Here is a 22,809-nt window from a genome sequence, read left to right as displayed (position 1 = left end):
GCCGTTTTATTTGCTTGCTAAAGCATGTACATATCGATGTGAGGAGACGACACACATGACCATCACGAGCGAACACCCCGAACGCCCCGCACAAGGAGCCGATGTCGTCATCGTCGGCGGAGGTTCCGCCGGTGCCGTTCTCGCCGCCAGGCTCAGCGAGGATCCGGAGCGCACGGTCCTGTTGATCGAGGCGGGCCCGGACTACCCCGCCGACCGGATCCCCGAGGGACTGTCGACCCCGCACGTCCTGGCCGACCCGGACCACGACTGGGGCTACACCGCACGTGCCACCGACCGCGCTCCGAGCATTCCCGCGCCGCGCGGCCGGGCCATGGGCGGCAGTTCCGCGGTGAACGCGGGTGTGGCGATCCGGGCGCGGGCTGCGGACTTCGCCGCCTGGGGCGAGCGTTACGGGATCAAGGGCTGGTCGTACGACGAAGTCCTCCCGACGTTCAGGGACATGGAGAACACGCCGACCGGCGACGACGCCCATCACGGCCGTACCGGACCCTTCCCTGTTCGGCAGTGGACGTACGAGGAACTCACGTCCTCGCTACGGGGGTTCGTGGACAGCGCGGCGGAGCTGGGGTTCCGGCGCAACGACGACTTCAACGGCGCGCGGCAGGACGGCACCGGCGGCTACCCGGTCAACATCGTCGACGAGGTGCGTCAGAACTCCGCCCTGGTGTATCTGACACCGCGGGTGCGCAGCCGCCCCAACCTGACGGTGCTGAGCGACGTCACGATCGACAGGGTGATCATCGAGGACGGCGTGGCGCGAGGTGTCGTGGATGCGTCGGGCACCGTCTTCCAGGCCGGTGAAGTGGTGCTCTCCGCGGGGAGTTACGGCAGCCCGGCCATCCTGCTGCGCTCCGGCGTCGGCCCGGCCGAGGACCTGCGGGCGCTCGGTATCGACGTGGTCGCCGATCTCCCGGTCGGTCGCCGGCTGCAGGATCACCCCTTCTTCCACTCGCTGTTCGCTCTCGCTCCCGAGCACCAGACCCTGACGTCCGCCTTCGGGGCCCATCTGTGGCTCGCCTCGCGCGAGGCACACGCCGGTGAGCTGGACCTCGGCATCGTCGCGACCCATCTGCCGGACGGCTCGTTCAGCCCCACGGGCGGGGCGGTCCTCCTCGCCGCGGCCGTCACCCGGCCGGAGTCGCGCGGCTCGGTACGGCTGGCCAGCCGTGATCCCCACGCGGCTCCGGTCATCGACAACAACTTCCTCGCGACGGCCAGGGACCGCAGCCGGATGCTGGAGGGCGTGCGGCTCGTACGCCGTCTGGCGAGCACGGCACCGTTCGCGGGTGCGGTGGCCGCCGAGCTCGTTCCGGGCGACGCCGTACGCAGCGACGAGGAGCTTGAGGCGGCGATCGCGACCGGAATCGCCACCTACGGCCACCCGACCTCGACCGCGCCCATGGGCGGGCCCGGGGACGAGTGGGCCGTCGTCGACGCGTCGGGGGCGGTGCACGGGCTGGCGGGGCTGCGGGTGGTCGACGCGTCGATCATGCCCGAGGTTCCGTCGACCGTGACCAACGCGACCACCATCATGATCGCGGAGCACATCGCCCGCCGGGTGTACGGGAGTTGACGCCACCTGGCGCCGCCTGACACGAAAGGTCCCGGACACGAGGAGTGTGTCCGGGACCTTTCACGTGCAGCGTGACGACGACGGTGCCGGACCGTCAGTCGAACTTCTCGACCACCGTTTCGAACTGCCTCACCATGGCCGACAGCGACCGGCCGTCGAGGTGGTCCATGACCCGCTTGCGGGCGCTCGCGAGGTGTACCGGATAGGCCGCCTGAAGTCGCTTCAGCCCTTCCGGGGTGAGGGTCGCGACGTTCCCCCGCGCGTCTCCCTCGTAGCGCCGCTTGACGACCTGGCCGCGGCTCTGCAGGGCGTCCACGACGCGGGTGATACGGCTCGCCGACAGCGCGGTCGCCGAGGCGAGGTCCGCCATGCGGAGCTCCTGGTTCTCGGCCTCGGACAGGCTCATCAGTACGACGTACTCGGTGAGCGTCAGCCCCGTGGCGCGCAGCAGATCGTCGTCCAGTGAGCGCGGCAGCGCGACGATGACACGCATCAGGGCACGCCAGAAACGCTCCTCCTGTGCGGTCAGGGCATCCTCGGCGGTCATCCGTGCAGGTTAGCGTGCTCAAGCAAGGAACCTCAACCTGCGACATCAGAGATCGCGGAGCTTCAGGCTGCTGTGAAGGCCAGGACGGTGTTGTGTCCGCCGAAGCCCAGGGAGTGGCTGAGGGCCAGGCGGACGGGTTGCGCGCGGCCGGCTGTCGTCACGATGTCGATGCCTGCGGTGCTGTCGTCCGGTGCGGTGAAGTTGGCGGTCGGCGGGACTGTGTTGTTGACGATGCTGAGCACGGTGAGGGCGGCCTCGATGGCTCCCGCGGCCCCCATGGTGTGCCCCAGAACGCCCTTGGCGGACGTGACCGATGGTGGTCGGCGGGCATAGAGCTCCCGGATCGCGGTGGCTTCCACAGTGTCGTTGAGGGGGGTGCTGGTGCCGTGGGCGTTGATGTGGTCGACGTCGTCCGGGCCGGCTCCCGTCTGCTCCAGGGCCGTCAGCGTCGCGGCTCTCAGTCCCGCCCCTTCAGGATGTGGTGCCGTGGGATGGTGGGCGTCGCTGGTGGTGCCGTGGCCCGCGAGGAGGGCCAGCGGGCGGGCGGCGCGGGAGGCGGCGTGGCGTCCTCGTTCCAGGACGAGCATCCCGCAGCCCTCGCCGAGGACGAAGCCGTCGCGGTCCTTGTCGAAGGGGCGTGAGGCGCTGCCGGGATCGTGGCTCCGGAGGGACAGCGCGCCCATCTTGGCGAAGGCGGCGGCGCACAACGGGGTGACCATGGCGTCGGTGCCTCCCGCGACGGCGATGTCGCAGGCCCCTGACTGCAGGAGGAGGCAGGCGATGATGAGGGCCGTTGCTCCCGAGGCGCAGGCGGTGGAGGTCTGCAGGGAGGGACCGGTGGCGCCGAGTTCGAGGGCGAGATGTCCGGCCGTCATGTTGGGGAGGAAGGCGGGCAGCGTCATGGGCGACAGGACGCCGTGGCCGGTGGTCAGCAGTTTGCGGTGCTGGGTTTCGAGGGTGCCGATGCCGCCCGCCGCGGTACCGACGACCACGGCCACACGTGCGGGATCCCAGTCGCCGGGCTCCAAGCGGGCCGCGCCGAGGGCCTCTCGGGCGGCGGTGAGCAGGAAGCGGGTGCCGTGGTCGAAGCGCCAGAGCCGCCCCGGCCCGCGTTCCAGGGGCGGTACGCGGCAGGACATGGTCACCGGGCTGCCGCTGAGGGCCGGGTCCGCCTGAGCAGTGGGCCTGCCCGCGCACACGGCCTTCCAGGTCTGCTCGGCTCCCACGCCCGCGGGTGTCACCAGGCCGACGCCGGTGACGGCGATCTCCTCGCTCACTGCACGGCCTCGCGTCCGGACGCCGGTTCGTCGAGGAGCGCGCTCACCGAGCGGGCCACGTCGGCGACGGTGAGGTCGGCGGCGGCGGAGTCGTCGAGCGGGATCTGCCACTCCTCCTGGAGCGTGACGTAGAGCTCCACCACGGCGAGGGAGTCCAGGTCCAGGTCGTCGAGGGTGGCGTCGGGACCGATGCGTTCGGCGTCGACCTCGAACTTGTCGGCGAGGAGGGTCACGAGGTGGTCGTAGACGCGGTCCACGGATGACTCCTTGAGAGGTCGGGTGTGCACAGGGGCGTGGTGTCCAGGTCGGTGGGCGGTGCTTCCGACCGGGGGACGGCGGCGGGCCAGTTCAGTGCGACGGAGGCCCAGGTGAGTCCGCCGCCGAAGGCGGTCAGCAGGGAGCGTGCACCGGGGGCTACGGCTCGGTTGACCGCGGGGTCGGCCAGGACCAGGGGGATGGAGGCCGCCGCGGTGTTGCCGAGTTCGCCGATGTTGCCGAACCGGTGGGCGGGTGCGATGCCCAGGCGGTCGCCGACGGAGTCGAGGATGCGCTGGTTGGCCTGGTGGCCGACGAAGGCCCGTACGGTCTCCGGTGCCCAGTCGGCCCGGCGGAGGACGGAGCCCGCGGACTGGGTCATCCGGCGGACCGCGTGGGCGTAGACGGTGCGGCCCCGCATGCGGAAGTAGCGTGCGTCCGGTTCCGGCGGCGGCAGGTGGTGCGGGTGGCGGGATCCGCCGTACGGGACGGTGATGAGGTCGCTGCCGCTTCCGTCCGCTCCGAGGTCTACGGCGATGACGGCGCCGGGTTCGTCCCGGGTGCCCGGACGCAGCAGTACGGCGCCGGCGCCGTCGCCGAAGATCGGTGCGGTCTCCCGGTCCGCGGGATTGACGATGCTGGTGTAGGTGTCGGCGGCGATCACCAGGACCGTGGAGCAGGTGCCGCTGCGGACGAGGGCTGTCGCCGTGGCCAGCGCGTACAGGAAGCCGGAGCAGACGGCGGCTATGTCGAAGGCGGGGATGGTGCCCAGTCCCAGCCGGTGGGCGACCGCGGGTGCGGTGGCGGGGCAGGGGTGGTCGGGTGTGCTGGTGGCCAGCAGGAGCATCTCGGGGCGGTGGTCCCCGGCGGAGGCGAGGGCTGCCCGTCCCGCGCCGACGGCCAGGTCGCCGGTGCTGGTGCCGGGGTCGGCGTGCCGTCGGCGGGTGATGCCGGTGCGGTCGCGGATCCAGGCGTCGTCCGTGTGCAGGGCGCCACGTGCGACGACCGTGTCGTTGTCGACGACGTGCGGCGGGAGGCAGGATCCGATCCCGGTGATGACGGCCGTCGGAGAAGCCGCGTGCGTGAGGTTCCCGTCCTGGGCGTTCATGCCGCGGCGAACGGCGAGGGGGGCTTGGGGTGGCCTGCCAGGCCGCCGTCGGGTACGGCCAGGCCGCCGTCGACGACGAGTGCGTGCCCGGTCACGAACGACGAGGCCGGGGAGGCGAGGAAGAGGGCGGCGCCGACCACCTCGTCCGCGGTGGCCCACCGGCCGAGCGGGACATGGCTGGTCAGCCAGTCCGAGAGCGGGCCCGTCCCGCTGGCGAAGGCGGTCATGTCGGTGCGGGTCCAGCCGGGGCACAGGGCGTTGACGCGGATTCCCTGCCTTGCCCAGCCGACCGCGAGGCTGCGGGCGAGGGAGAGCTGGGCCGCCTTGGTGGCGGCGTACGCCTCCATCATCGGCGTGCCGACGAGCCCGGCGACGGACGACATCAGGATCAGGCTGGCGCGGCCCGAGTCGGCCAGGTACCGGTGCGCGGCCCGGCACAGTGCGGCCGTCGCGTTGAGATTGACGGTGACGACGGTGTCCCAGTCCTGCTGACGGGCGTGCTGGAGCGGTGTCAGCAGAGGGCTTCCGTCCTCGGCCGTCGGGAGGGTGCCCGCGTTGTGGACGACGATGTCCAGGCCGCCCAGTGCGGTGGCCGCCGCGTCGGCGAGGTCGGCCGCGACGCCCGGTTCGGCGAGGTCCCCGTGGAGGGCCACCGCCTTGCGGCCCCGCTCCTCCGCGGCCCGTACGGTGCCGTCGAGTGCGGGCAGCGTGCGGGCGGTCACCGCCAGATCGCAGCCCGCGTCGGCCAGGGCCTCGGCGACGGCCTTGCCGATGCCCCGGGATGCGCCCGTGACCAGCGCGCGTGCGCCGTCCAGGCGGAAGAGGTCCATGGCGTTCATTGCGGGGCTCCTTCGGCGGCGGGCCGCTGTCCGATGACGGTTCCGGTTGGGGTGGCTACGGGCAGGACGGCCGGCTCCGGGGTGATGGCGGGCGCCCCGCTCCAGGTGAGCAGTGCGCTGCCCCAGGTCATGCCGGCACCGAAGACGGCCAGGAGGACGCGGTCGCCGGGCCTCAACTGCCTGCGGGCGGCGGCACGGGCGAGTGCGTACGGGGTGCTGGCGGCACCGATGTTGCCGACCTCGTCGCCGACGATCACCAGACGGTCGGCGGGGATGCCGAGGTCGGCGCCCATGCGCCTGAGCAGCACGGGGTTGGGCTGGTGGGCGACGACACAGTCGACGTCCCGGATGCTCAGCCCGCCCCGTTCGAGGGCCTCGGTGATGAGCCGCGGGAAGACATCGGTGATGAACCGGCTGATGGTGCGGCCGTCCATCCGGATGCAGTGGTCGCGGTCGGCGAGTGTGGCCGGGCTGGCCGGGTGACGGCTGCCGCCCGCCGGGATGAGCACGCGGTCGGCGAGAGCGCCGTCGGAACCGAGGCTGAAGTGCGTGAACCCTTCAGGGGCGGGCACCGGCCCCAGGATGGCTGCGGCGGCACCGTCCGCGAACAGGACGGCCGTGCCCCGATCGGCCGGATCGAGGAACTTCGAGTACGTCTCGACGCCCACCACCGCCGCGTACCGGATCTCCTCGGTGCCCCGCAGCCAGTCGTGCGCCACCTTGGTGGCGAACAGCCAGCCCGAGCAGGCGGCGCTGACGTCGAGGGCGACGGCGTCGGAGGCGCCGACCAGGGTCTGGATCCGGCAGGCGGTCGACGGTCCGAGTTCGTCGGGGGTCGAGGTGCCGCAGACCAGCAGGCCGATGTCGGCGACGTCGATGCCGGCGGCCCGGGCGGCGGACCTGACGGCGTGTGCCGCGAGGTCGGAGGCCGCCTCGTGCGGGCCGGCCACGTGGCGTTTCAGGACCCCGGTACGTTCCCTGATCCATTCCGCCGTCACGCCGACGCCCTCGGCCACCTCGGCGTTGGTGCGGACGGTGGGCGGCAGATGGGTGCCCATGCCGAGGACGCCGATACGGCGCTCGCCCGTCATTCGGCTCCCCCTCGGGTCCAGGTGAGCGTGGCGCGCAGCGCGGTGTCGTAGTCCGGGGCGGCCAGCGGGGCGCATACGACGTCGTCGGGATGGGCGAACGCCTCGGTCAGCAGCGGCAGATGCGGTACGACCGCGTCGCACAGCTCGTCGGCGACCACCGACAGTCCCCGGATGTCCGCCGGTCGCAACGTCCCGTGGGCGAGCAGTGAACCGGACCAGCGGCGGGCGGCCATCACGCCGTGCAGGGCCGCCAGCGGCCGAAGGGCCTGTGCCAGTTCGTGATCGTGTATCCCGTCGAGGGTGCGGGGCACGTTCTCGGCGACGAGCGCGTCCGCGTACACCTCGCCGAGCAGCCCGGCGTCCTCCAGCAGCGGGTTCCAGGCGTCGAACGGGGTGCTCGGGTCCGTCGTACGCAGTTGCTCCGACAGGTGCCGGGTCAGCCGGTCCTGATGGGCGCGTACGATCGCGGGCCACCAGTGCGGGGACACAGGTGGTGCTGACGAGGCGTCCTCTGGTGCCTGTTCGCCCTCTTCGGCGAGGGAGCGGCCGATGTCGTAGAAAATGAGCTGGCTGTCCCCGCCCGCCGCGTCGAACGTGTGGTGGAAGCCGTGGTACGCGGCCAGGCCGTTCACGTCCAGGTGTCCGGAGAAGCCGCAGCGGCTCTGGCAGACGGCGGTGATCCGAGCCGCCAGCCGGACCGTGGCGGCCTTGTACGCCGCCAGCGGGCGGCTGACGGCGGCCCACGGTGTGAACCCCATCGCGTCGGCCCCGTTGTCGGTCCGGGCCGCAGGGGCTGCGAGGGACTCCGCCCACACGGTGCGGGCCCCGTCGGCGGCACAGGTCAGGGCGAACGCGTCGGCCAACGCGCCCAGCACGGCGCGTTGCTGGGTCCGGTACGTCAGCAGGGGGACGCCGGGTGCCAGCCGACCCTGAGTGCGGCGCTGCCGCGCGTAGTTGACGGCCTGCACGGCCGACTGGCGGGCGGTCGCCGCCGCGACCGCCGGCATGGTCGCCCACAGTCCCTGCCCCACCCGCAGGGTGCGTTGCAGGCGCCCCTCCTTCGCCCCGGCAAGGTCGTGGAACGTGCCGTCGTCACCGATGCCCGCCCCGTCGGCCAGCCAGTGGGCGTACGGCACCCGGACGTGGTGGAAGCGCACCAGGACGTAGTCGAGGGGCAGCGCGCCCAGCCCGAGCGGTGAGGAGACCTCGACGCCGGGCAACAGCCCGTGGTCATCGGTCAGTTCGACCACGAACGCGAAGACCCCACGGTCCGTGCCGTCTGTGACCAGGCGCGCGAGCACCACCGCCGTCTGCGGTACGTCCAGGGTTCCGGCGCTGCCGAACTTGGCGGCCTGCGGGTCCGGTGTGTGCAGGACGAACTCGCCGGTGGCCCGGTCGAGTTCGGCGTGTGTCCGGGTCGCGAGGTGGCTGTTGGCCTGACCGGCCTCGGTGATCAGGTAGACACCCTTGGCCCGGCCCGCGCGCAGCGCCTCCATCTGCCGGCCGAGGTGTTCGCCCTTGTCGTCGGCGAGTTGGGCCATGGACCCCAGGCAGAGCAGGTGGTGGACCAGGGCCGCCAGGCAGAGGGAGGGGTCGGCGACGGCGGCCCAGGCGTGGAGGGCGGCCACCTGCGCCGGATCGTCGAGGAGACGGCCCGCCGGCGGCAGGGTCTCGCCCAACAGCCGTAGGCGGTGCAGGAGTTGTCGGCCGCTGTCGGCGGCTTCTCCGGCATCGGGACCGCAGCCGGCGGCGAGCGCCTTGTGGAGTGCGGAGAGGAAGGACGAGTCGCAGGGGCCGTGGAGGAGTCGTTGCAGCTCGTCACGGGTGGCCACGGGGAGGGACGCGAGGGACATCGCTGGTTCTCCAGGTCGGGGAGCGGGGGTCACCAGGGGAAGTCGGGTTCGGCGAGAGGCGCGTGGACGGGTGGCGCGGTTTTCGCGGACAGCACTTTGCGGGCGCTGGAGGCCAGGGCGTCCCCCGTCCCCGCTTCGAAGAGGACGTCCGGACGATGCCGGACCGCCTGACGCAGGACGGCGGGCACGACGGCGGGCCGTACCAGGCAGTCGGCCAGCCGCCGTGCCAGGTCGTCGTCCGGACGGTAACGGCGTCCGGCCACGGCGGAGTACACGGGGAAACGAGCCTGGGACCAGGTACGGGCGCGCAGCGACGTGGCGAACACCTCGGCCTGGGAGGCGAACGACGGATGGTGGGAGGAGAACGGCAGGCGCAGCCGCGTCGCGGCCACGTCCGAGTCCGCGGCCGTCTTCTCGACACGCACCAGGTCCGGCACGGGGCCCGCGACGACCACCGACCGGTCGTCGTTGACCACGGCCACCGTCGCGTCCGCCGCTCCGGCACGTTCCAACAGACGGAGGGCGGACGGCTCGGGGCAGGAGAGGAGGGTCAGTCCGCCGGGACAGGTGGCGAGCACGAGTGAGAGGTCATGGGCCGCGCGGGCGCCGTCGTGGACGGTGAGAACTCCGGCGGCGGTCAGCGCGGCGATCTCTCCGAAGCTCACGCCTACGACGGCCGATGGCGTCCCATAGGAGTCGCACAACACCTGATGCACCGTCACCGAGGCTCCGAACAGGGCGAGTTGAGGAGTTCCCGTGGCCGCGTGCGCCAGCTCGCGCCCGCTGGGCGGATTCGCCCCCAGCAGCCACGGACCGAGCGGTGGCAGACCGTGTCCGACCACGCTGTCGTCGATCTCCTGGAAGACCTGACGGGCGGCGGCGAGCACGCCGCCGTCGGCGCGGGCAGCGCTTACCAGAGAGCTGACGGAGAAGTCCCCTTGTCCTGGGAACAGATGGACGGAACGCCGCCAGTCGGACGGACGACCCGGTCTGCGCGCGGGGCTGGTGTGCATCTCACCCTTCCGTTCGGACAGGTCACCTGTGCACAAGAGGCGTACGGCTGCAACGTGCGCTCGACCCGTGCGCACTGTGCACGGCCGCCAGTGGAGCCACACCCTGAGCCTGCCTGACCGAAAGCGCTTCCAGCGCTCATGCGGGCGGCAAACCCGTTGAACACATGCGGGCGTTGAACGCCCGTACTGACGACCAGCCGAGCGGGACAGGAAGAAGAGCGTGCGATCACCCCGGACACCGAATCAGGCCCTGCGCCTCCTCCTGGCCGAGGCCGGCTGGACCGCGGCCCACCTGGCACGCCAGGTCAACGCGCTCGGCACCACCCAGGGAACCCCGCGTCACTACGACCGGACCACGGTCGCCCACTGGCTGGCCGGCAGCCGCCCGCGCCCACCCGTACCCGGCCTCGTCGCGGAAGCCCTCTCCCGGCACCTCGGCAGACCCGTCCGAGCGGAGGACACTGGGCTGCTCGGCCCCGGGCAGTGGCACCACGGCCTCGAAACACCACCGGGTGAAGGGAGTGCCGTGGAACGCCTCGACCGGATACTGCGCGACACCAGCCGGCGCAGCGTCACGCTCGTCGGCGCCTACTCGCTGGCGGCGCTGGCCGTACCGCAGGGACCGCCCTTCGCCGCGAAACCACTGACCTCCGCAGCCAACCCGGCATCCCGCGTCGACATGACCCAGGTGTCCTCCGCCAGGGAACTGCTCGCCCTCTTCTCCCGGGCCGACGCCTCCTTCGGGGCCGGACCGGTGCGCGAACCGCTGCGCCAGTTCCTCTCGACGACGCTCCTCCCCTGGCTCAGGTGCGACATGAGACCCGCCGTCCGACGCGAGCTGTTCACGGTGGCCGCCCAGCTCACGTACCTCTGCGCGTTCCTCCATTTCGACATGAACCGCCAAGCCGCCGCGCAACGCTTCTACCTCACCAGCGTCGAACTCGCCCGCGAGGCGGGCGACCCGGTCGGACACGCGCTCGCCCTGCGCGGACTGAGCGTGCAGGCCCACGCGTTGGGACACTTCACCGAAGCCCAGCGACTGGCCGAGGCCGCCGTCCGCACCGGCGCACGTCACGTCCCACCACACCAACAGGCTTTCTTCCTGGGCCAGTTGGCCGTCACCGAGGCGGGGCTGGACGACACCCGCGCCACCCGCCTGCTGGCCACGGCCGAACGCTGCCTGGAAAGGTCGTCGAGCGGGGCCTCACCGGTCGGCGCCTTCCACCACGGCTCCCTGGCCCTTCAACACGCCGCCGTGGCCAGGCGCATGAGCGACAACCGCGGGGCCACCCGGGCACTCGACCTGTCACTCCGGTGTCGCCCCTCCGACGAACGCCGGTCCGGTGCCCTCGGCCTCGCCGAACTGGCCGAGGTCCAACTGGCGGCCGGCCACCTCGAACAGGCGTGCCGAACCTGGCACGACTTCCTCGACGTACACCCCCACATACACAGCGCTCGCGCCGACGACCGGCTGCGCGCCCTGACCGCCGGGCTCCGCCCCAACGCCGCACACCCCGCCGCCGCGGCACTCCTCGCACGAACACGCGAGATACGTCCCGGCGCCGACCGTCACAGTGATCGCGCGCACCGTCCCGGAAACGTTCCCTGAGAGATCCGCGCCGGGTCGCCGGGTCACCGCCTCCATCCGCTCACACTGCCCCGGCAGGGTGAAATCGGAATCCACGGTGGAAAGAAGAAGATTCAGGCCTGTTGGATGGTGGTGAAGCCGTCTCCTTTCTCACCCTCCCCCTACGCCTGTTCCTGCGACCCCCACCAGGAAGATGAACCGAAGCGTCCTCTCCGAAGTACTTCGCTCCCCCACCCTGCACATCGCCCCGGGCTCGCTCGTAGTGGCCAGATCCTTCAAGCACCCCACACGCGGGCCGGTCGACTGTCCCGCGCACCACCTGTTAGCCGCGCACGCCCGGCGAGCGGGGCTCGTCGCCGACAGCCTCTCCTTATCGGACACGGACCTGTCGGAGGCCCTCCCGGAGGCGCCGACCACGGTCTTCACCGTCTCCTACGAGAAACCGGAAGGCGGACATCGCGGCCTCGCCCTCGCCGCGCGCAGCGACGACCCCGCCGCAATCGCCTTCGCAGGCCGACAGATCGAGTCATGGCAAGCCGTACTGCGCACCCGCCGGGTGCTGTACGTGATCACGCCGCCCACCGGGAGCGCCATCGACGGTCCTCGAACGTCGGGTTCCCCGGTGCCGTCGCAGACGACCGACGCCACCCACAGCCCATGGCAGCCGTGCGGCTGCCCCGCCGGCGCCCCCTGTCCCGCGGCCGGAAACACGAAGCGCGCCGTGCGCCGGTTCCTGGACCGTGGAGACGAGGTGGTCGTCTTAGGAGTACCGGTCGCCGGCACCGGGACCTGGCCGACGCAGGCCCTCGACGGAAGCGCGACCCTGGTACAGACCTCACAGGACGCGGAGCTCCTCACCATCAACGACCCCGACCGCCTCGCGTTCGTCGTCGCCCCCGGTGCCGCCGTGTCCAAGGTGGCCGAGATCCTGCACGTACTGCGCCGACGGTATCCCCGCCTGCGGGGCCAGCACCCGCGCGAATGGTGCTACACCATGGACGATCTGCACACGGTCGTCGCTTCGACACTGGCCCAGTCCGACACCCTGCTGGTCACCGGCCAGGAATCCGCCCCCGCCATCAGGACCGCGATCACGCAGGCAGCTCTGGCCGGGGTGAGAGTCCGCGACGTGACCGAGCTGGCGAATCTGCGCCCCGGCGACATCGACGGTGCGACGATCACCTTGCTGGACACGACACCGGACGGACGCGGCCGACGGGAGGTGGGCCAGGCCCTGAACGGCCTGGGACCGGCGAGTCACATCCGCCGCGAGGTGCGCTCCTATCCCGAACCGTCACACGACACCACCCGCAGTATCGTCGCGAGATGAACCACTTACGGTCCCCGTGGCCGACTCGCACGCGGCTCCGCCGTCGAGTCGGCCACGGAGCCGCGGGAACAGCTGTCGGCCGTTCAGTCGCAGGGACAGGTCCCGGCGCGGACTGACGGTTTCCGGCCAGATCGCCTGATCCGCATATCCGCAGCCCGGCCCGGCCGCCGGGCGGAGATGAGGAAGCCGGCGATCAGGAGGCCCGCGCCCGGGGTCAGCAATGGACTTCGCAGGGTCCGCTCAGCGCTCTGCCTTCTCCCACGGTCTGACCCCTAGCTTTCCGGTGGTTCCGAGGTCGAGGTTCGGGGTCACGATCACCGGGTCGGCACCGGCCTTCGCCCGGACCCGCACGTAGGGCACGTTCACCGGCGTGCCGAACTCGGTGGTGTTGCGCCAGACCAGGCCGGCGGTCGCCGACTCGCCGGGCCCGAGCGTGACGGGACGGGGCGATTCGTCGGCTCCGGCGCCGGTGGTGATCTCGTGGCTGCCGTCGAGGATCTTGATGCCGTCGACGTGCTTGAGGTCGACGTCCAGGAGCTCCAGCAGCGGGTAGCCGTCGATGGTGTAGTCGCGCGTACCGCAGTTGTCGAGATGCAGGCCCACGATGCGCAGCCCCATGGCCGCGTCACCCTTGTCGGCGCTGACCCGGATCCCGGAGGCGGGGCACGTGCCTGGTGCGGCCGGCGCCTCACTTGAGGGGACCTTGGTCACTTCGAGCACCTTGGCCTGCGTCACCCGCGGTGTGGTGGGCGGCAGTTCGCCGGCCCGGACCGTGCCTCGTACGGTCTTACCGGGGCCGACGTCGCGGACGGTCGCGGTCTGGTTGGCCATGGCCCCGCCGTCGGCGCTCATGAAGGTGATGATGACCGAGTAGGTCAGGGTCTCGGTGCCCTTGTTGGTGACTTCGTAGGCGGCGACGATCCCCGAGTCCCTGGCGAGGCTCTCGGCGGAGACGGAGTAACTGCGGGTGGGCGAGGGGGAGGCCGAGGGGAGGGTCAGCGCGGTGATCCGTACGCCGTCCTTGCCCGGATCGTGGACCTGTGTGGGGGATGGCGACTCGGCCGTGCCGGCACCGGCGTTCCCGGCACCGGCGCGTTCCGTCCCGCAGGCCGTGAGCAGCAGAGCGGTCGCGGCGAGAGCCGACAGGAAAGGGGCGGTGCGGACTGGAGCCGGACGGAGGACGGCGGGTCTGGGCATCCGGTCATCTGATCAGCGTGTGAACCCTGCGCATGTGGTGGAGGCCATAATTCCGGTCACAGGGGTGTCACAAGTCCGGGGGCGGCGGCGCTCCTGGTCGCAAGCCGGTGAGGACAACTGCGAAGACTTCCACCACCGGCGACTTCGGCTTCTCGTGCTGCTCGTGGCGGACCGAGCTCCCACTGAGCCGGCGCCGCTCAGTCATGACGAGCGAGGCGAGCCTGCCGCGCCGAGGGGAAACGCAGCCCTCAAGCACAGCAGGACAACCGCGTCCAAGCCTCTTTCACGTCCGGTTCAGGTCCGGTCCACGCTCCGCCGGTTCCTCCCGGTCGACCGCCGCAGATGCCGCCGCGGCCAATGCGCCGCGATTGAGCCAGACCAGGGCCGCGGTCGCGACCAGGACGAGGAGGGGAACCGCGAAGCCGGCACGCGCACCACCCGGGCCGTCCACGAGTCGGCCGACCGCACTGGCTGACAGGGCGATGCCCGTCGCGCTCGCCGAATTGGTCCAGGTGAACGCCTGCGTCAGGAGCGCCCGGTCCACGACCGACTCGATGAGCGTCGAGGACACGATGATGCACGGAGCGATGCCCATACCCGGCAACAGGAGCGCGAGCCCGAGTTGCCAAGGAGTACCCGCCAGCAGCGGCAGCAGCGACGCGCAGGCCAGGAACGTCAGGGCCAGCCGTATTTGGACACTGGGCGCTGTGCGCCACCGTTGACGGCCGTAGGTCACGCTCGCCAACAGGCTCGCCGCACTCATCAGCCCGTACAGGAACCCGGCCGACGGGGCGGCGTGATGTGCCGCGGCGAAGGCGCTCACCGACACCTGCATCGAGCCGAAGAAGACACCCAGGGCCAGATTGACGGCCAGCAGTGTGCCGAAGCCCTTGGACAGCAGCCCTCCTGGGTGCCGCGCGGTCGTGCTTCCGGTGCGCGGGGGAAACGGTGGCGGCGCGGTCCGACGCTGTGCGGCGAACGTCAGCCCGGCGCCGACGACGAGCGATGCCGCCACCACGGTGCCCGCGGCCGGGTGCAGCGTGGTGGCCACCAGCACCGCGAGGGTCGGGCCGACCAGGAAGGCCAGGTCGTTGCTCATCGCTTCGAGGGTGAAGGCCGCAGTGAGTTCGGGCTTGCCGTGCAGCAGAGCCGACCAGCGGGCCGCGGCGAGCGCGCCGATCTGCGGGATGGTCGCCCCGGCCGCGAGTCCGGCCGCCATCAGGGGCACGGCGGTCGCTCCGCTCATGGCAAGCACCACGAGGACGGCAATGGCCACGGCGTGGGCGCACAGGCAGGGTACGAGGACCCGGGTCTGCCCGAACCGGTCGATGAGACGGGCCACTTGAGGGCCCGCCAGCGTCTCCGCCACCGCGAACGAGCCAGTGACAAGACCGGCAACACCGAAGGACCCGGTCTGCCCGTGCACGAGCCATACGACGGCCAGGCCGGCCATGGCCACGCCCACCCGAGCGGGGGCCGCGGCCAGGAAGAAGGCCGCTGCGCCGGGGGTCTTGAGAGCCGAACGATAGGAGGCGGAGGCCGACTCCTTCCGCTGCGTCCGGGCCGGTGGGGTACGACGGAACCAGCGCCGCGATGCCACGAGGAACCTTCCGCTGCACGGCGGGGCGGTGCGGGAGCGGGCGCCCGTTGGGGCGTCCTCCCCACCGCCAGGAGTCGTCCAGGTCGACCCGGACAGCAGACCTGGGGCCTGTGTCCGCGTCGGCTCCGACACCGGCAGAGCTGTTGAGGGGAGATCAGTGGGCGGATAGGGATCAGGGAAAGTGTACGGAACGGCTCCAGTCGGTACGGCCGTTCGGCCTCTCAGATGCGCGGTCGGTGCCACCTCGAACCGCTCATGGACACGCGGAGGTCGGCGATCGTGGACATGGACTTCCGCTCGTTACGACTCGTGACGACAGGTTGGGACACAGCGGGCGTCCTGCGGATGTCGGAGGCGAGCGGTGCCCGTTCCGCTACGCGCCCAGTCGACGTACGTCCGTCACGCTGTAGGACATCGAGGCGCGGAAACCGGCACCGGTGCGCACGGGAGCCAGGTCCGCCAACTCCTCGCCCCTGGCCGCGAACAGACTGATGTCGCCGGTGCCGGTCCACACGTCGGCGAGTTGCCGGTCGTTGAACTCGGCCATCACCAACTCGTGGACGGCGGGCTTGTCGTACTGGCCGGAGACCAGGCGCGGGAAGTGCCGGAGGTTGACCGTGGGGCGTGCGAACAGGGCGGCCGGGTCGGGGGCCGGCTGCTCCAGCGTCACCCTGGCCTCCGCCAGGGTGTGCCCGGCCGCCGACATGGACGCGCCGAACCGCCCGCCGGGCGCGAGGGTCGGCGACGCGCTGCCGGGCGCAGCGAAGACGCGGGTCTGGTGGACCGAGCCGAGCTTCTTCGGGAATCCCTGCACCCAACCGCGGGCCAGGGCAAGGTCGTTGTCGACGTAGATGTACGGGCACCACGACACGGGCTCGTCCTGCCGGCGGGCGTCCACCAGCACCATGAACTCGCGGTACTGGCTGCGCACCGGGTCCAGGTACTCGTCGTGCTCCGCGGAGAACTGCCAGTCGATGAACAGCGCCACCACGTGCCCGTCGGAGTCCGGGTCCGGGGTCAGTCCCTCGGGGAGTGTCGCCTCGGCGGCGGCCGGATCCGTCCAGAACTCGACGCCGACGATGTCCCCGGCGTAGTGCCACGGCGGGGCGGACGCGAGGTTCGCTTCTCCGCGCGGCGACAGCGGGTACGTGTAGCCCTGGAGCATGGAGGCCTCCTCAGCAGACGATCGAACCGTTACGGCACCATCCTTCGCCGAGGAGACGGATCCTGGCTTGCGTCACATGACTGCTTCTCCGTGCACGGAAGGCGGCTCGCAGCACTCACCGCCCGCCCGGCACCGGGAGTGCAGCGGATCGGCCACCGCCTGCAGCTCTTCGGCCAGTTGGTGGACCAGGGCCGGGTCGAGCTGGTCGATGACACGTCGGCGCGCACTGGCCAGATGAGCCGGATACGCGCCCGACAGCCGTTGCCGACCGGCCTCCGTCAGTACGGCCATGCTCCCCCGGGCGTCCGTCGCGTGCGGTCGCTTGACCACCAGGCCCTGCATTCGCAGGGTCTCCACGAGCCGGGTGATACGGCTCGCGGACAGAGCCGTGGCAACGGCCAGGTCGGTCATGCGCATGCGGTTGCCGTCCGCCTCGGAGAGGTGCATCAGCACGATGTACTGGGTGAGCGACAGGCCCGTGGAGCGCAGGAGATCCTCGTCGAGCGCCCGGGGCAGCGCCACCAGCAGTCTCTGCAGTGAGCGCCACAGGCGTTCCTCCGTGCCGCTCAGCGGTTCCGGCACGGGTGGGCTCGCGGCGCTCTGCGGCTGCAGCGTCGGCATCTCCTCCCCCTCCTCCTCTCCGAAGCTCCTGATAGGAACACTGAACCACAATCACTACTTGCTTGACAAAGCATTTTCCATAGGACGAAGATACTTGCACAAGCAAGCACTAGCGCCGCACGGGCCGTCCCGCGCGACCACATAACGAGAGGCCAGAAGGGCATGAGCGTTCAGTTGCCCCCCGCTGGAACGTACGAGGTGGATCCTGACCTGTCGTCCCTCACCTTCACCACGCGGCACATGTTCGGCCTGGGCAAGGTGACCGGCACGTTCCAGGTGGAATCGGGGCGCGTCACCATCGCCGAGCCGGTCACGGACTCGACCGCGCGGGCCGTCGTCGACGCCGGCAGCTTCCGAACGGGCACGGTCAAGCGTGACGATCATGTGCGCTCGCCCGCCTTCCTCCATGTGGACCGCCACCCCGACATCAGGTTCGAGTCGACCAGGGTGGTCCGCGGCGAGGACGGCTCCTGGGTCGTCAAGGGGCTTCTCACCGTCCGCGGACACCAGGCACCGGTCGAGCTGACGGTGGACTCCCTGTCCGTCGAGAACGGATCCCTGCGGATAACGGCCTCGGCCACCGTCGACCGGTATCGCCACGGGCTGACCGCCTCGAAGGGACTCGCCGCCCGCCTGCTGCGGCTCTCCCTGACCACCACCGCCCATCCCGACCCGAGAACGGCGGCGCCTGCCGTCGAGACCACAGCACAGCGAGAGGAACTCCCCATGTCCCCCAAGATCGCAGTCATCTACTACTCGTCGACCGGAACCGTGCACGAGCTGGCGGAGTCCGTGGCCGAGGGCGCCCGCAAGGAGGGTGCGGAGGTACGGCTCCTGCGCGTGTCCGAACTCGCCCCCGAGGAGGCCATAGCCAGTAACGACGCGTGGTCGGCCCACGCGGCGGCCACCAAGGACATCCCGGTGGCGACCCCCGCCGACATCGAGTGGGCCGACGCCGTGATCTTCGGCAGCCCCACCCGGTTCGGCAACATCGCGAGCCAGCTGAAGCAGTTCATCGACACACTCGGCGGGCTGTGGGCGCAGGGCAAGCTGGCCGACAAGATCTACAGCGGCTTCACCGCCACCGCCACCGCGCACGGCGGCCAGGAGTCCACGCTGCTCGCCCTCTACAACTCCGTCCACCACTTCGGCGGCATCATCGTCACTCCGGGCTACACCGACCCGGTGAAGTTCGCCGACGGCAACCCCTACGGCACCAGCCATGTCAACGGCCAGGGAGCGATCCCCGTCGACGACACGGCCCGAGCCGCCGCCGTGTACCAGGGCAAGCGCGTGGCCACGGTCACCGCGCAGTTCAAGGGCGCGTAGCAGCAGGGCAGTTGGATGCCGGCGGCAGCCTCGGGGCGGTCGCCGGCATTCGGCCGTCGGCTCGGCATTCGGTCGTCGGTCGCGCGGGAGTGCGTCGGTCGCGGACGGCGCGAACGTGGTCGTGAGTGGCCGCAGTACGACATCGGTGGCCGCGGCGGGGGCCGAACTCGGCGGCTCCGGGCGGGCCGTCGGCGTCGTCGCCGACAATGCCGACGCGCAAACGCGGGAACGACTGATCGCGGCGGCGCGCGATGCCTTCGGGCGACTGGACGGGGCGCTCATGAGCGTGGGCGGCCCGCCGACGGGCACCTCGGACGCCATCGACGAAACAACAGTGGCGCGATCTTCGAGTCGGGGTTCTGGGCGCGGCGCGGCTGTCACCCCTCCGTCGCCGCGGAACTGGGCGACGGAGGGGTGATCGGCTTCGCCCTGTCCACCTCGGTGTACGAACCGATCCCCGGCCTCGCGGACGAACTGGGCCCCCGGGGCATTCGCGTGGTCGACCTCCTGCCCGCCCACATCGAAACCGACCGCGTGCGCGAACTCGCGACGGTCACCGGCGACGGAGCAGGGTCGGCTCCCTCGCTCACCGACCCATCCCCCGCACCATGTTGACGGAATGTCAGAAGGGCAGCGCCCGCTGGTCACTTGTGGCGTTGATCCAGATGACGTCGGTGAAGTCGGCCAGGCTGTCGGGGCCCGTGCGGCCCCAGCCGCTGTCGCGTACGCCGCCCATCGGTGCGTGGATCTCGTCGTTCACCGTGGGCGAGTTGACGTTGACGATGCCGTGCTGCAGCGTCGGCGCGAGCTCGAATCCGCGGTACGTGTCGCCGGTGAGGATCGAGGAAGTGAGGCCGTACATCGTCCTGTTGGCGGCCTTGACCGCGTCCTCGGCGGTGTCGACGGGCTCGACGACGACGAGCGGGCCGAAGGTCTCCTCGTTGGAGACGGTGGCGTCGTACGGGACGTCGGTCAGGATGGTGGGCTGGTACACCAGGCCGTCGTACGTGCCGCCGGTGTGGAGCTTGGCGCCCTTGGCGACGGCTTCCTTCACGCGGCTGTCGACCAGGTCGACCGCGGCCCGGGTGACGAGCGGGCCGATGATCGTGGTCGGGTCCAGCGGGTCCCCCGACGGCAGCGTCTTGGTGCGCGCGACGAACTTCTCCAGGAACTCGTCGTAGATCGCCCGCTGGATGATGATCTTGCGGGTGTTGAGGCAGATCTGGCCCTGATGGAAGAAGGCCCCGAAGGTGGCCGCGCGGACGGCGTAGTCCATGTCGACGTCGTCGAGGATGATCGTGGGGTTGTAGCCGCCCAGTTCCAGGACCGTCCGCTTCAGGGTGCGGCCCGCGCGTTCCGCCAGCAGCCGTGCGGTGTTGACGCCGCCGATGAGGTTGATCACGCGGACGTCCGGGCTGGCGAAGAACTCGTCGGCGATGGCCGCGGCGCCGCCGGGCGCGTGGGTGACGACATTGATGACGCCGGGCGGGAAGCCCGCCTCCTCGGCTATCTCCGCGACCATCAGTCCGGCCGATATGGGCGCGAACTCCGACGGTTTGACGACAACCGTGTTGCCCGCGGCGAGCGGGTTGAGCACGGCCCGCCACGACAGGATGTTGGCGCCGTTCCACGGGGTGAAGCTCGCCACGACACCCAACGGGCGGCGCACGCCCACGGAGTGGGTGTTGGGGACGTTCGACTGCAGGACTTCTCCCTTGGGCAGGAAGACCCAGTTGGCCGCCTGCTCCAAGGTCGCTGCCACGCCCTCCTGTTGGAAGGTGGAGAACGGGATGGTGCTGCCGGTCTCACGCGCCAGGATCTCCGCGATCTCCTTGCTGCGGCGCCGTACGATCTCGGCCGCCCGGTAGAACAGCTTCGCCTTCTCGGCCGGTGCGAGCGCGGCCCAGGCCGGGAACGCCTCCGCCGCGGCCTCGATCGCGATGCGGGCCTCCGCCGCCCCGGCGTCGGCGACCCGGGCGAAGACCTCGCCCGTGTAGGGCTCGTAGTCCTCGAACACCGCCCCGCCGGCGGCCTCCCGCCACTGGCCTCCGGCGTAGTACTTCCGTACGGGTACCTCGGACATGACCATCAACTCCCGAACCTATTTGCTTGCGTGGGCAAGTAGATTCGACCCTCCTCTCACTGCATTGTCAAGCGCCAACCGGCCCGGGAATGAAGACAATTGACCGACTCACGACGCACCTCACCGGACCTCGGCACGCCTTGACATGGGCTTCCTTCGACGCAATGCTTGCCGACGAAAGCAATAACTTCGGGTGGGAGACCTCGATGACCACAAGCAGCCAGAACGACAAGGACGGCTCGCTGCGGGCGGTACTGGAAGGTGCCGCGTTCCAGACGGATCCGCACGCGGTGCTGCGGCAGTTGACCGACTCCGGAGCCGCGCACCGCTGCGAACCGGACGGTGCGCCCCCGCAGTTGCTGATCACGGGCTACGAGGCGGCACGCCAAGTCCTCACCGATCCCCGCGTGTCCAAGCGGAGCGAACGCGCGGGCCTGGAAGCGGGCTGGCTGATGAGCGGTGTCCGGGACGAGGTCGGTATCGACTACATGCTGACCGTGGACCCACCCGACCACACCCGTCTCCGCAAACTGGTGACGCGCGCTTTCACACCGCAGCAGATCGAGGCCCTACGACCCCGTACACAGAAGATCGCGGGCCGGTTCGCGGACGACGTACTGGCCCAGAGGACACCGGAGTTGATCGACGGCTTCGCCGCCCGCGTCCCCATCGCCGTGATCTGCGAACTGCTCGGCGTACCGCTCGGCGACTGGGACAGGTTCCGCTGGGCCTCGGAGCAGATCGTCTCCCCGGTCGCCGGTAGTGACCGCGAGGAGGCCTACGTCTGGATGAGCGGGTACCTGGCGGAGCTGATCGCGGGCAAGCGGATCGACCCCGGACAGGACCTGCTGAGCGCGCTGGCCAACGACACCGTCGAAGACAGGCTCACCGACCCGGAGTTGGTCGGTATGGCCTTCCTCCTCCTCATCGCCGGGTATGAGACGACCGCCAACCTCATCGGCGCCGTACTCCTCGGACTCGCCCAGCAGCCGGACCTCTTCAAAGCGCTGCAGGCCGATCCCGCGCTCGTGCCCACGGCGATCGAGGAGTTCCTCCGCCTGGACGGGCCGGTGCTCACGGCGACCGAGCGCTTCGCCACCGAGGACATGAAGGTGGGTGAAGTACCGGTGCGCCGGGGCGACATGCTGCTGGTGTCCCTGGCCGCGGCCGACCGGGACCCCGCCCGCTTCGAGGAGCCGGACTCCTTCCGCCTCGGCCGGTCGGCCGGCCATGTCGCCTTCGGGCACGGCGTCCATCACTGCCTGGGGGCTCCGTTGGCGAGGATGGAGGCCACGGTCGCGATCACGGCAATGCTGGAGCGCGTCGAGAGTCTGGAACTGGCCGTGGACGCGGCCGACTTGGAGTGGTCCCCGGGCTTGCTGATGCACGGGGTGCGGCAGCTTCCTGTGTCGGTCGTGGTCTCCGGGAGCTCGAACCCTCGGGGATGCTGAGCGACTTCACTCCTGGCGCCGGAGTTCGACAAGCAGCGCCTGCTCGGGGCGGAGCGTGGGCATGGGCAGGCTTGCGGTGACCGGCACCGAGCCGGGCGGAGTGACCCTGGCCGCTCTCTCCCAGGAGTACAGCGCCCCTTAGCCGTCCTGGGCCATGACTCCGTGCAGCAGCGGCGCCTCGTCCTCCACCACCTCCTACGGGACAGGGCATGAACGGGCGCGGTCCTGTGACGGTCAACCGCGTTCTCGGTACAGGTCGCGCAGCAAGGCGATCTCGGCTCCGTGGTGCAGCACTTCCTGGTTGACCCACCACACGATGTCGACGAACGGCTCCTCCGCATCGCTGCCGTGCGGATAGGTGCAGTACCCCACGGTGTCGAGCGCGGTCTCGTCGACACTCATCAGCGCCTTCCGCCAGGCACCCGCCCCGGTGTCGAAGGCATCGACCGCACCAACGGCATCGCCGCTGACCGAGTAGTCGTCCCGGGTCGACGTGCGGCTGCCGGCCGTGTGGTCGGCGCGGAGGGTCAGCATCTCGGTGAGGTGGCTCAGGCGCCAGGCGATGGTGGTGAAGGGCGGGGGCCGCGGGTGCGGATAGGCGGCGGCGTCGCGTCCCCAATCGCCCTGTCCCGTCAAGGCAGTTGCCCTCGTTCCGGGGCCGTCCGTCCGGCGTCGCACCGACCAGCAGTCCGGCACCGGTTCCCAGAAGTACTCCGCGTCGGTCATGGGCCCGACCTGGGTGTCCGTCCCGTCGCCGCTGTCCATGACGGGCCCTGTCATACGGCTGGAGAGGCGTTCGCACGCGAAGTCGAACTGGTTGAGCAGCGGAACCAGACGGGGTGGGATCACTGGGGACTCCTGTAACGGG

19 protein-coding genes and 2 pseudogenes are annotated in these 22,809 nt (G+C 70.8%); 7 read left to right on the top strand and 14 right to left on the bottom strand.

Annotated features, from left to right (window positions below; translation table 11 throughout):
• Positions 1–55 precede the first annotated feature (55 nt).
• Positions 56–1,594, top strand: a complete 1,539-nt coding sequence (locus tag AB0I69_RS39295) for a GMC family oxidoreductase N-terminal domain-containing protein (RefSeq protein WP_363100552.1) — start codon at positions 56–58, stop codon at positions 1,592–1,594.
• Positions 1,595–1,688: 94 nt separating this feature from the next.
• Here the strand turns inward: AB0I69_RS39295 and AB0I69_RS39290 are convergent, their stop codons facing one another.
• The 8 genes from AB0I69_RS39290 to AB0I69_RS39255 form a co-directional block, all read right to left on the bottom strand.
• Complete coding sequence (locus AB0I69_RS39290; RefSeq protein ID WP_363100551.1) at positions 1,689–2,141, bottom strand: MarR family transcriptional regulator; 453 nt, start codon at positions 2,139–2,141, stop codon at positions 1,689–1,691.
• A gap of 62 nt (positions 2,142–2,203) precedes the next feature.
• On the bottom strand, positions 2,204–3,418 hold the full coding sequence (locus AB0I69_RS39285) for a beta-ketoacyl-[acyl-carrier-protein] synthase family protein (protein ID WP_363100550.1): 1,215 nt from the start codon (positions 3,416–3,418) through the stop codon (positions 2,204–2,206).
• A complete protein-coding gene (locus AB0I69_RS39280) occupies positions 3,415–3,675 on the bottom strand; it encodes a phosphopantetheine-binding protein (protein ID WP_363100549.1) in 261 nt (86 codons plus the stop codon). Before AB0I69_RS39280 ends, AB0I69_RS39285 begins: the two co-directional genes overlap by 4 nt.
• Positions 3,648–4,781, bottom strand: a complete 1,134-nt coding sequence (locus tag AB0I69_RS39275; RefSeq protein WP_363100548.1) for a beta-ketoacyl-ACP synthase III — start codon at positions 4,779–4,781, stop codon at positions 3,648–3,650. The genes AB0I69_RS39280 and AB0I69_RS39275 overlap by 28 nt, the downstream gene beginning before the upstream one ends.
• Positions 4,778–5,620: an SDR family oxidoreductase gene (locus AB0I69_RS39270; protein ID WP_363100547.1), complete on the bottom strand. Its 843-nt coding sequence runs from the start codon at positions 5,618–5,620 to the stop codon at positions 4,778–4,780. The genes AB0I69_RS39275 and AB0I69_RS39270 overlap by 4 nt, the downstream gene beginning before the upstream one ends.
• The gene (locus AB0I69_RS39265; RefSeq protein ID WP_363100546.1) at positions 5,617–6,711 is read right to left on the bottom strand and encodes a ketoacyl-ACP synthase III; all 1,095 of its coding nucleotides are present in this window, start codon (positions 6,709–6,711) and stop codon (positions 5,617–5,619) included. The genes AB0I69_RS39270 and AB0I69_RS39265 overlap by 4 nt, the downstream gene beginning before the upstream one ends.
• Positions 6,708–8,564: an acyl-CoA dehydrogenase gene (locus AB0I69_RS39260; RefSeq protein ID WP_363100545.1), complete on the bottom strand. Its 1,857-nt coding sequence runs from the start codon at positions 8,562–8,564 to the stop codon at positions 6,708–6,710. The genes AB0I69_RS39265 and AB0I69_RS39260 overlap by 4 nt, the downstream gene beginning before the upstream one ends.
• Positions 8,565–8,593: 29 nt before the next feature.
• Positions 8,594–9,577: an acyltransferase domain-containing protein gene (locus AB0I69_RS39255; RefSeq protein ID WP_363100544.1), complete on the bottom strand. Its 984-nt coding sequence runs from the start codon at positions 9,575–9,577 to the stop codon at positions 8,594–8,596.
• A 220-nt stretch (positions 9,578–9,797) separates the two neighbouring features.
• Between AB0I69_RS39255 and AB0I69_RS39250 the strand changes: the two genes are divergently transcribed.
• Together AB0I69_RS39250 and AB0I69_RS39245 are read left to right on the top strand one after the other, a co-directional pair.
• Positions 9,798–11,186: a hypothetical protein gene (locus AB0I69_RS39250; protein ID WP_363100543.1), complete on the top strand. Its 1,389-nt coding sequence runs from the start codon at positions 9,798–9,800 to the stop codon at positions 11,184–11,186.
• Positions 11,187–11,358: 172 nt separating this feature from the next.
• Positions 11,359–12,495 (top strand): 4-hydroxy-3-methylbut-2-enyl diphosphate reductase, encoded by a 1,137-nt coding sequence (locus AB0I69_RS39245; RefSeq protein WP_363100542.1) that lies wholly within the window; start codon positions 11,359–11,361, stop codon positions 12,493–12,495.
• A 240-nt stretch (positions 12,496–12,735) separates the two neighbouring features.
• Here AB0I69_RS39245 and AB0I69_RS39240 read toward each other — a convergent pair whose 3' ends face one another.
• The 4 genes from AB0I69_RS39240 to AB0I69_RS39225 form a co-directional block, all read right to left on the bottom strand.
• Positions 12,736–13,692 carry a DUF4232 domain-containing protein gene (locus AB0I69_RS39240; protein ID WP_363100541.1) on the bottom strand — a complete coding sequence of 319 codons (957 nt, stop codon included), beginning with the start codon at positions 13,690–13,692 and terminating at the stop codon, positions 12,736–12,738.
• Positions 13,693–13,975: 283 nt separating this feature from the next.
• Positions 13,976–15,292 (bottom strand): MFS transporter, encoded by a 1,317-nt coding sequence (locus AB0I69_RS39235; RefSeq protein WP_363100540.1) that lies wholly within the window; start codon positions 15,290–15,292, stop codon positions 13,976–13,978.
• Between the two features lie 373 nt (positions 15,293–15,665).
• Positions 15,666–16,457, bottom strand: coding sequence for an acetoacetate decarboxylase family protein (locus tag AB0I69_RS39230; RefSeq protein ID WP_363100539.1), 792 nt, complete (start codon positions 16,455–16,457; stop codon positions 15,666–15,668).
• 72 nt (positions 16,458–16,529) lie between these two features.
• Positions 16,530–17,078, bottom strand: coding sequence for a MarR family winged helix-turn-helix transcriptional regulator (locus AB0I69_RS39225; protein ID WP_363100538.1), 549 nt, complete (start codon positions 17,076–17,078; stop codon positions 16,530–16,532).
• A 162-nt stretch (positions 17,079–17,240) separates the two neighbouring features.
• On the opposite strand from AB0I69_RS39225, the pseudogene AB0I69_RS39220 reads away from it, so the two are divergent.
• From AB0I69_RS39220 to AB0I69_RS39210, 3 genes and pseudogenes are all read left to right on the top strand, one after another.
• Positions 17,241–17,684 (top strand): annotated as a pseudogene (locus AB0I69_RS39220) (YceI family protein); the annotation flags it as partial.
• Between the two features lie 120 nt (positions 17,685–17,804).
• Entirely contained in the window at positions 17,805–18,407 is a 603-nt protein-coding gene (gene wrbA / locus AB0I69_RS39215; RefSeq protein ID WP_363100657.1) for an NAD(P)H:quinone oxidoreductase, read from the top strand.
• A gap of 97 nt (positions 18,408–18,504) precedes the next feature.
• Positions 18,505–18,953, top strand: a pseudogene (locus AB0I69_RS39210) (SDR family NAD(P)-dependent oxidoreductase); the annotation flags it as partial.
• A gap of 76 nt (positions 18,954–19,029) precedes the next feature.
• Here AB0I69_RS39210 and AB0I69_RS39205 read toward each other — a convergent pair.
• Entirely contained in the window at positions 19,030–20,490 is a 1,461-nt protein-coding gene (locus AB0I69_RS39205) for an aldehyde dehydrogenase family protein (protein ID WP_363100537.1), read from the bottom strand.
• A gap of 206 nt (positions 20,491–20,696) precedes the next feature.
• Between AB0I69_RS39205 and AB0I69_RS39200 the strand changes: the two genes are divergently transcribed.
• Entirely contained in the window at positions 20,697–21,941 is a 1,245-nt protein-coding gene (locus AB0I69_RS39200) for a cytochrome P450 (protein WP_363100536.1), read from the top strand.
• Between the two features lie 234 nt (positions 21,942–22,175).
• On the opposite strand, the gene AB0I69_RS39195 is transcribed toward AB0I69_RS39200, so the two are convergent.
• Entirely contained in the window at positions 22,176–22,790 is a 615-nt protein-coding gene (locus AB0I69_RS39195; protein ID WP_363100535.1) for a DinB family protein, read from the bottom strand.
• Positions 22,791–22,809 lie beyond the last annotated feature (19 nt).

It is taken from the genome of Streptomyces sp. NPDC050508 (genome assembly GCF_040655155.1).
In the GTDB taxonomy this organism is placed as follows: Bacteria; Actinomycetota; Actinomycetes; order Streptomycetales; family Streptomycetaceae; genus Streptomyces.
This window is presented reverse-complemented; position numbering and strand designations above follow the sequence as displayed.

What these genes read in the sequence shown, in the direction of transcription:
- AB0I69_RS39275 (WP_363100548.1), bottom strand. Translation starts at nt 4,781, where the DNA reads ATGAACGCCCAGGACGGGAACCTCACGCACGCGGCTTCTCCGACGGCC.
- AB0I69_RS39230 (WP_363100539.1), bottom strand. Translation starts at nt 16,457, where the DNA reads ATGCTCCAGGGCTACACGTACCCGCTGTCGCCGCGCGGAGAAGCGAAC.
- AB0I69_RS39295 (WP_363100552.1), top strand. Translation starts at nt 56, where the DNA reads ATGACCATCACGAGCGAACACCCCGAACGCCCCGCACAAGGAGCCGAT.
- AB0I69_RS39290 (WP_363100551.1), bottom strand. Translation starts at nt 2,141, where the DNA reads ATGACCGCCGAGGATGCCCTGACCGCACAGGAGGAGCGTTTCTGGCGT.
- AB0I69_RS39265 (WP_363100546.1), bottom strand. Translation starts at nt 6,711, where the DNA reads ATGACGGGCGAGCGCCGTATCGGCGTCCTCGGCATGGGCACCCATCTG.
- AB0I69_RS39260 (WP_363100545.1), bottom strand. Translation starts at nt 8,564, where the DNA reads ATGTCCCTCGCGTCCCTCCCCGTGGCCACCCGTGACGAGCTGCAACGA.
- AB0I69_RS39205 (WP_363100537.1), bottom strand. Translation starts at nt 20,490, where the DNA reads ATGTCCGAGGTACCCGTACGGAAGTACTACGCCGGAGGCCAGTGGCGG.
- AB0I69_RS39255 (WP_363100544.1), bottom strand. Translation starts at nt 9,577, where the DNA reads ATGCACACCAGCCCCGCGCGCAGACCGGGTCGTCCGTCCGACTGGCGG.
- AB0I69_RS39240 (WP_363100541.1), bottom strand. Translation starts at nt 13,692, where the DNA reads ATGCCCAGACCCGCCGTCCTCCGTCCGGCTCCAGTCCGCACCGCCCCT.
- AB0I69_RS39270 (WP_363100547.1), bottom strand. Translation starts at nt 5,620, where the DNA reads ATGAACGCCATGGACCTCTTCCGCCTGGACGGCGCACGCGCGCTGGTC.
- AB0I69_RS39225 (WP_363100538.1), bottom strand. Translation starts at nt 17,078, where the DNA reads ATGCCGACGCTGCAGCCGCAGAGCGCCGCGAGCCCACCCGTGCCGGAA.
- AB0I69_RS39245 (WP_363100542.1), top strand. Translation starts at nt 11,359, where the DNA reads ATGAACCGAAGCGTCCTCTCCGAAGTACTTCGCTCCCCCACCCTGCAC.
- wrbA (WP_363100657.1), top strand. Translation starts at nt 17,805, where the DNA reads ATGTCCCCCAAGATCGCAGTCATCTACTACTCGTCGACCGGAACCGTG.
- AB0I69_RS39200 (WP_363100536.1), top strand. Translation starts at nt 20,697, where the DNA reads ATGACCACAAGCAGCCAGAACGACAAGGACGGCTCGCTGCGGGCGGTA.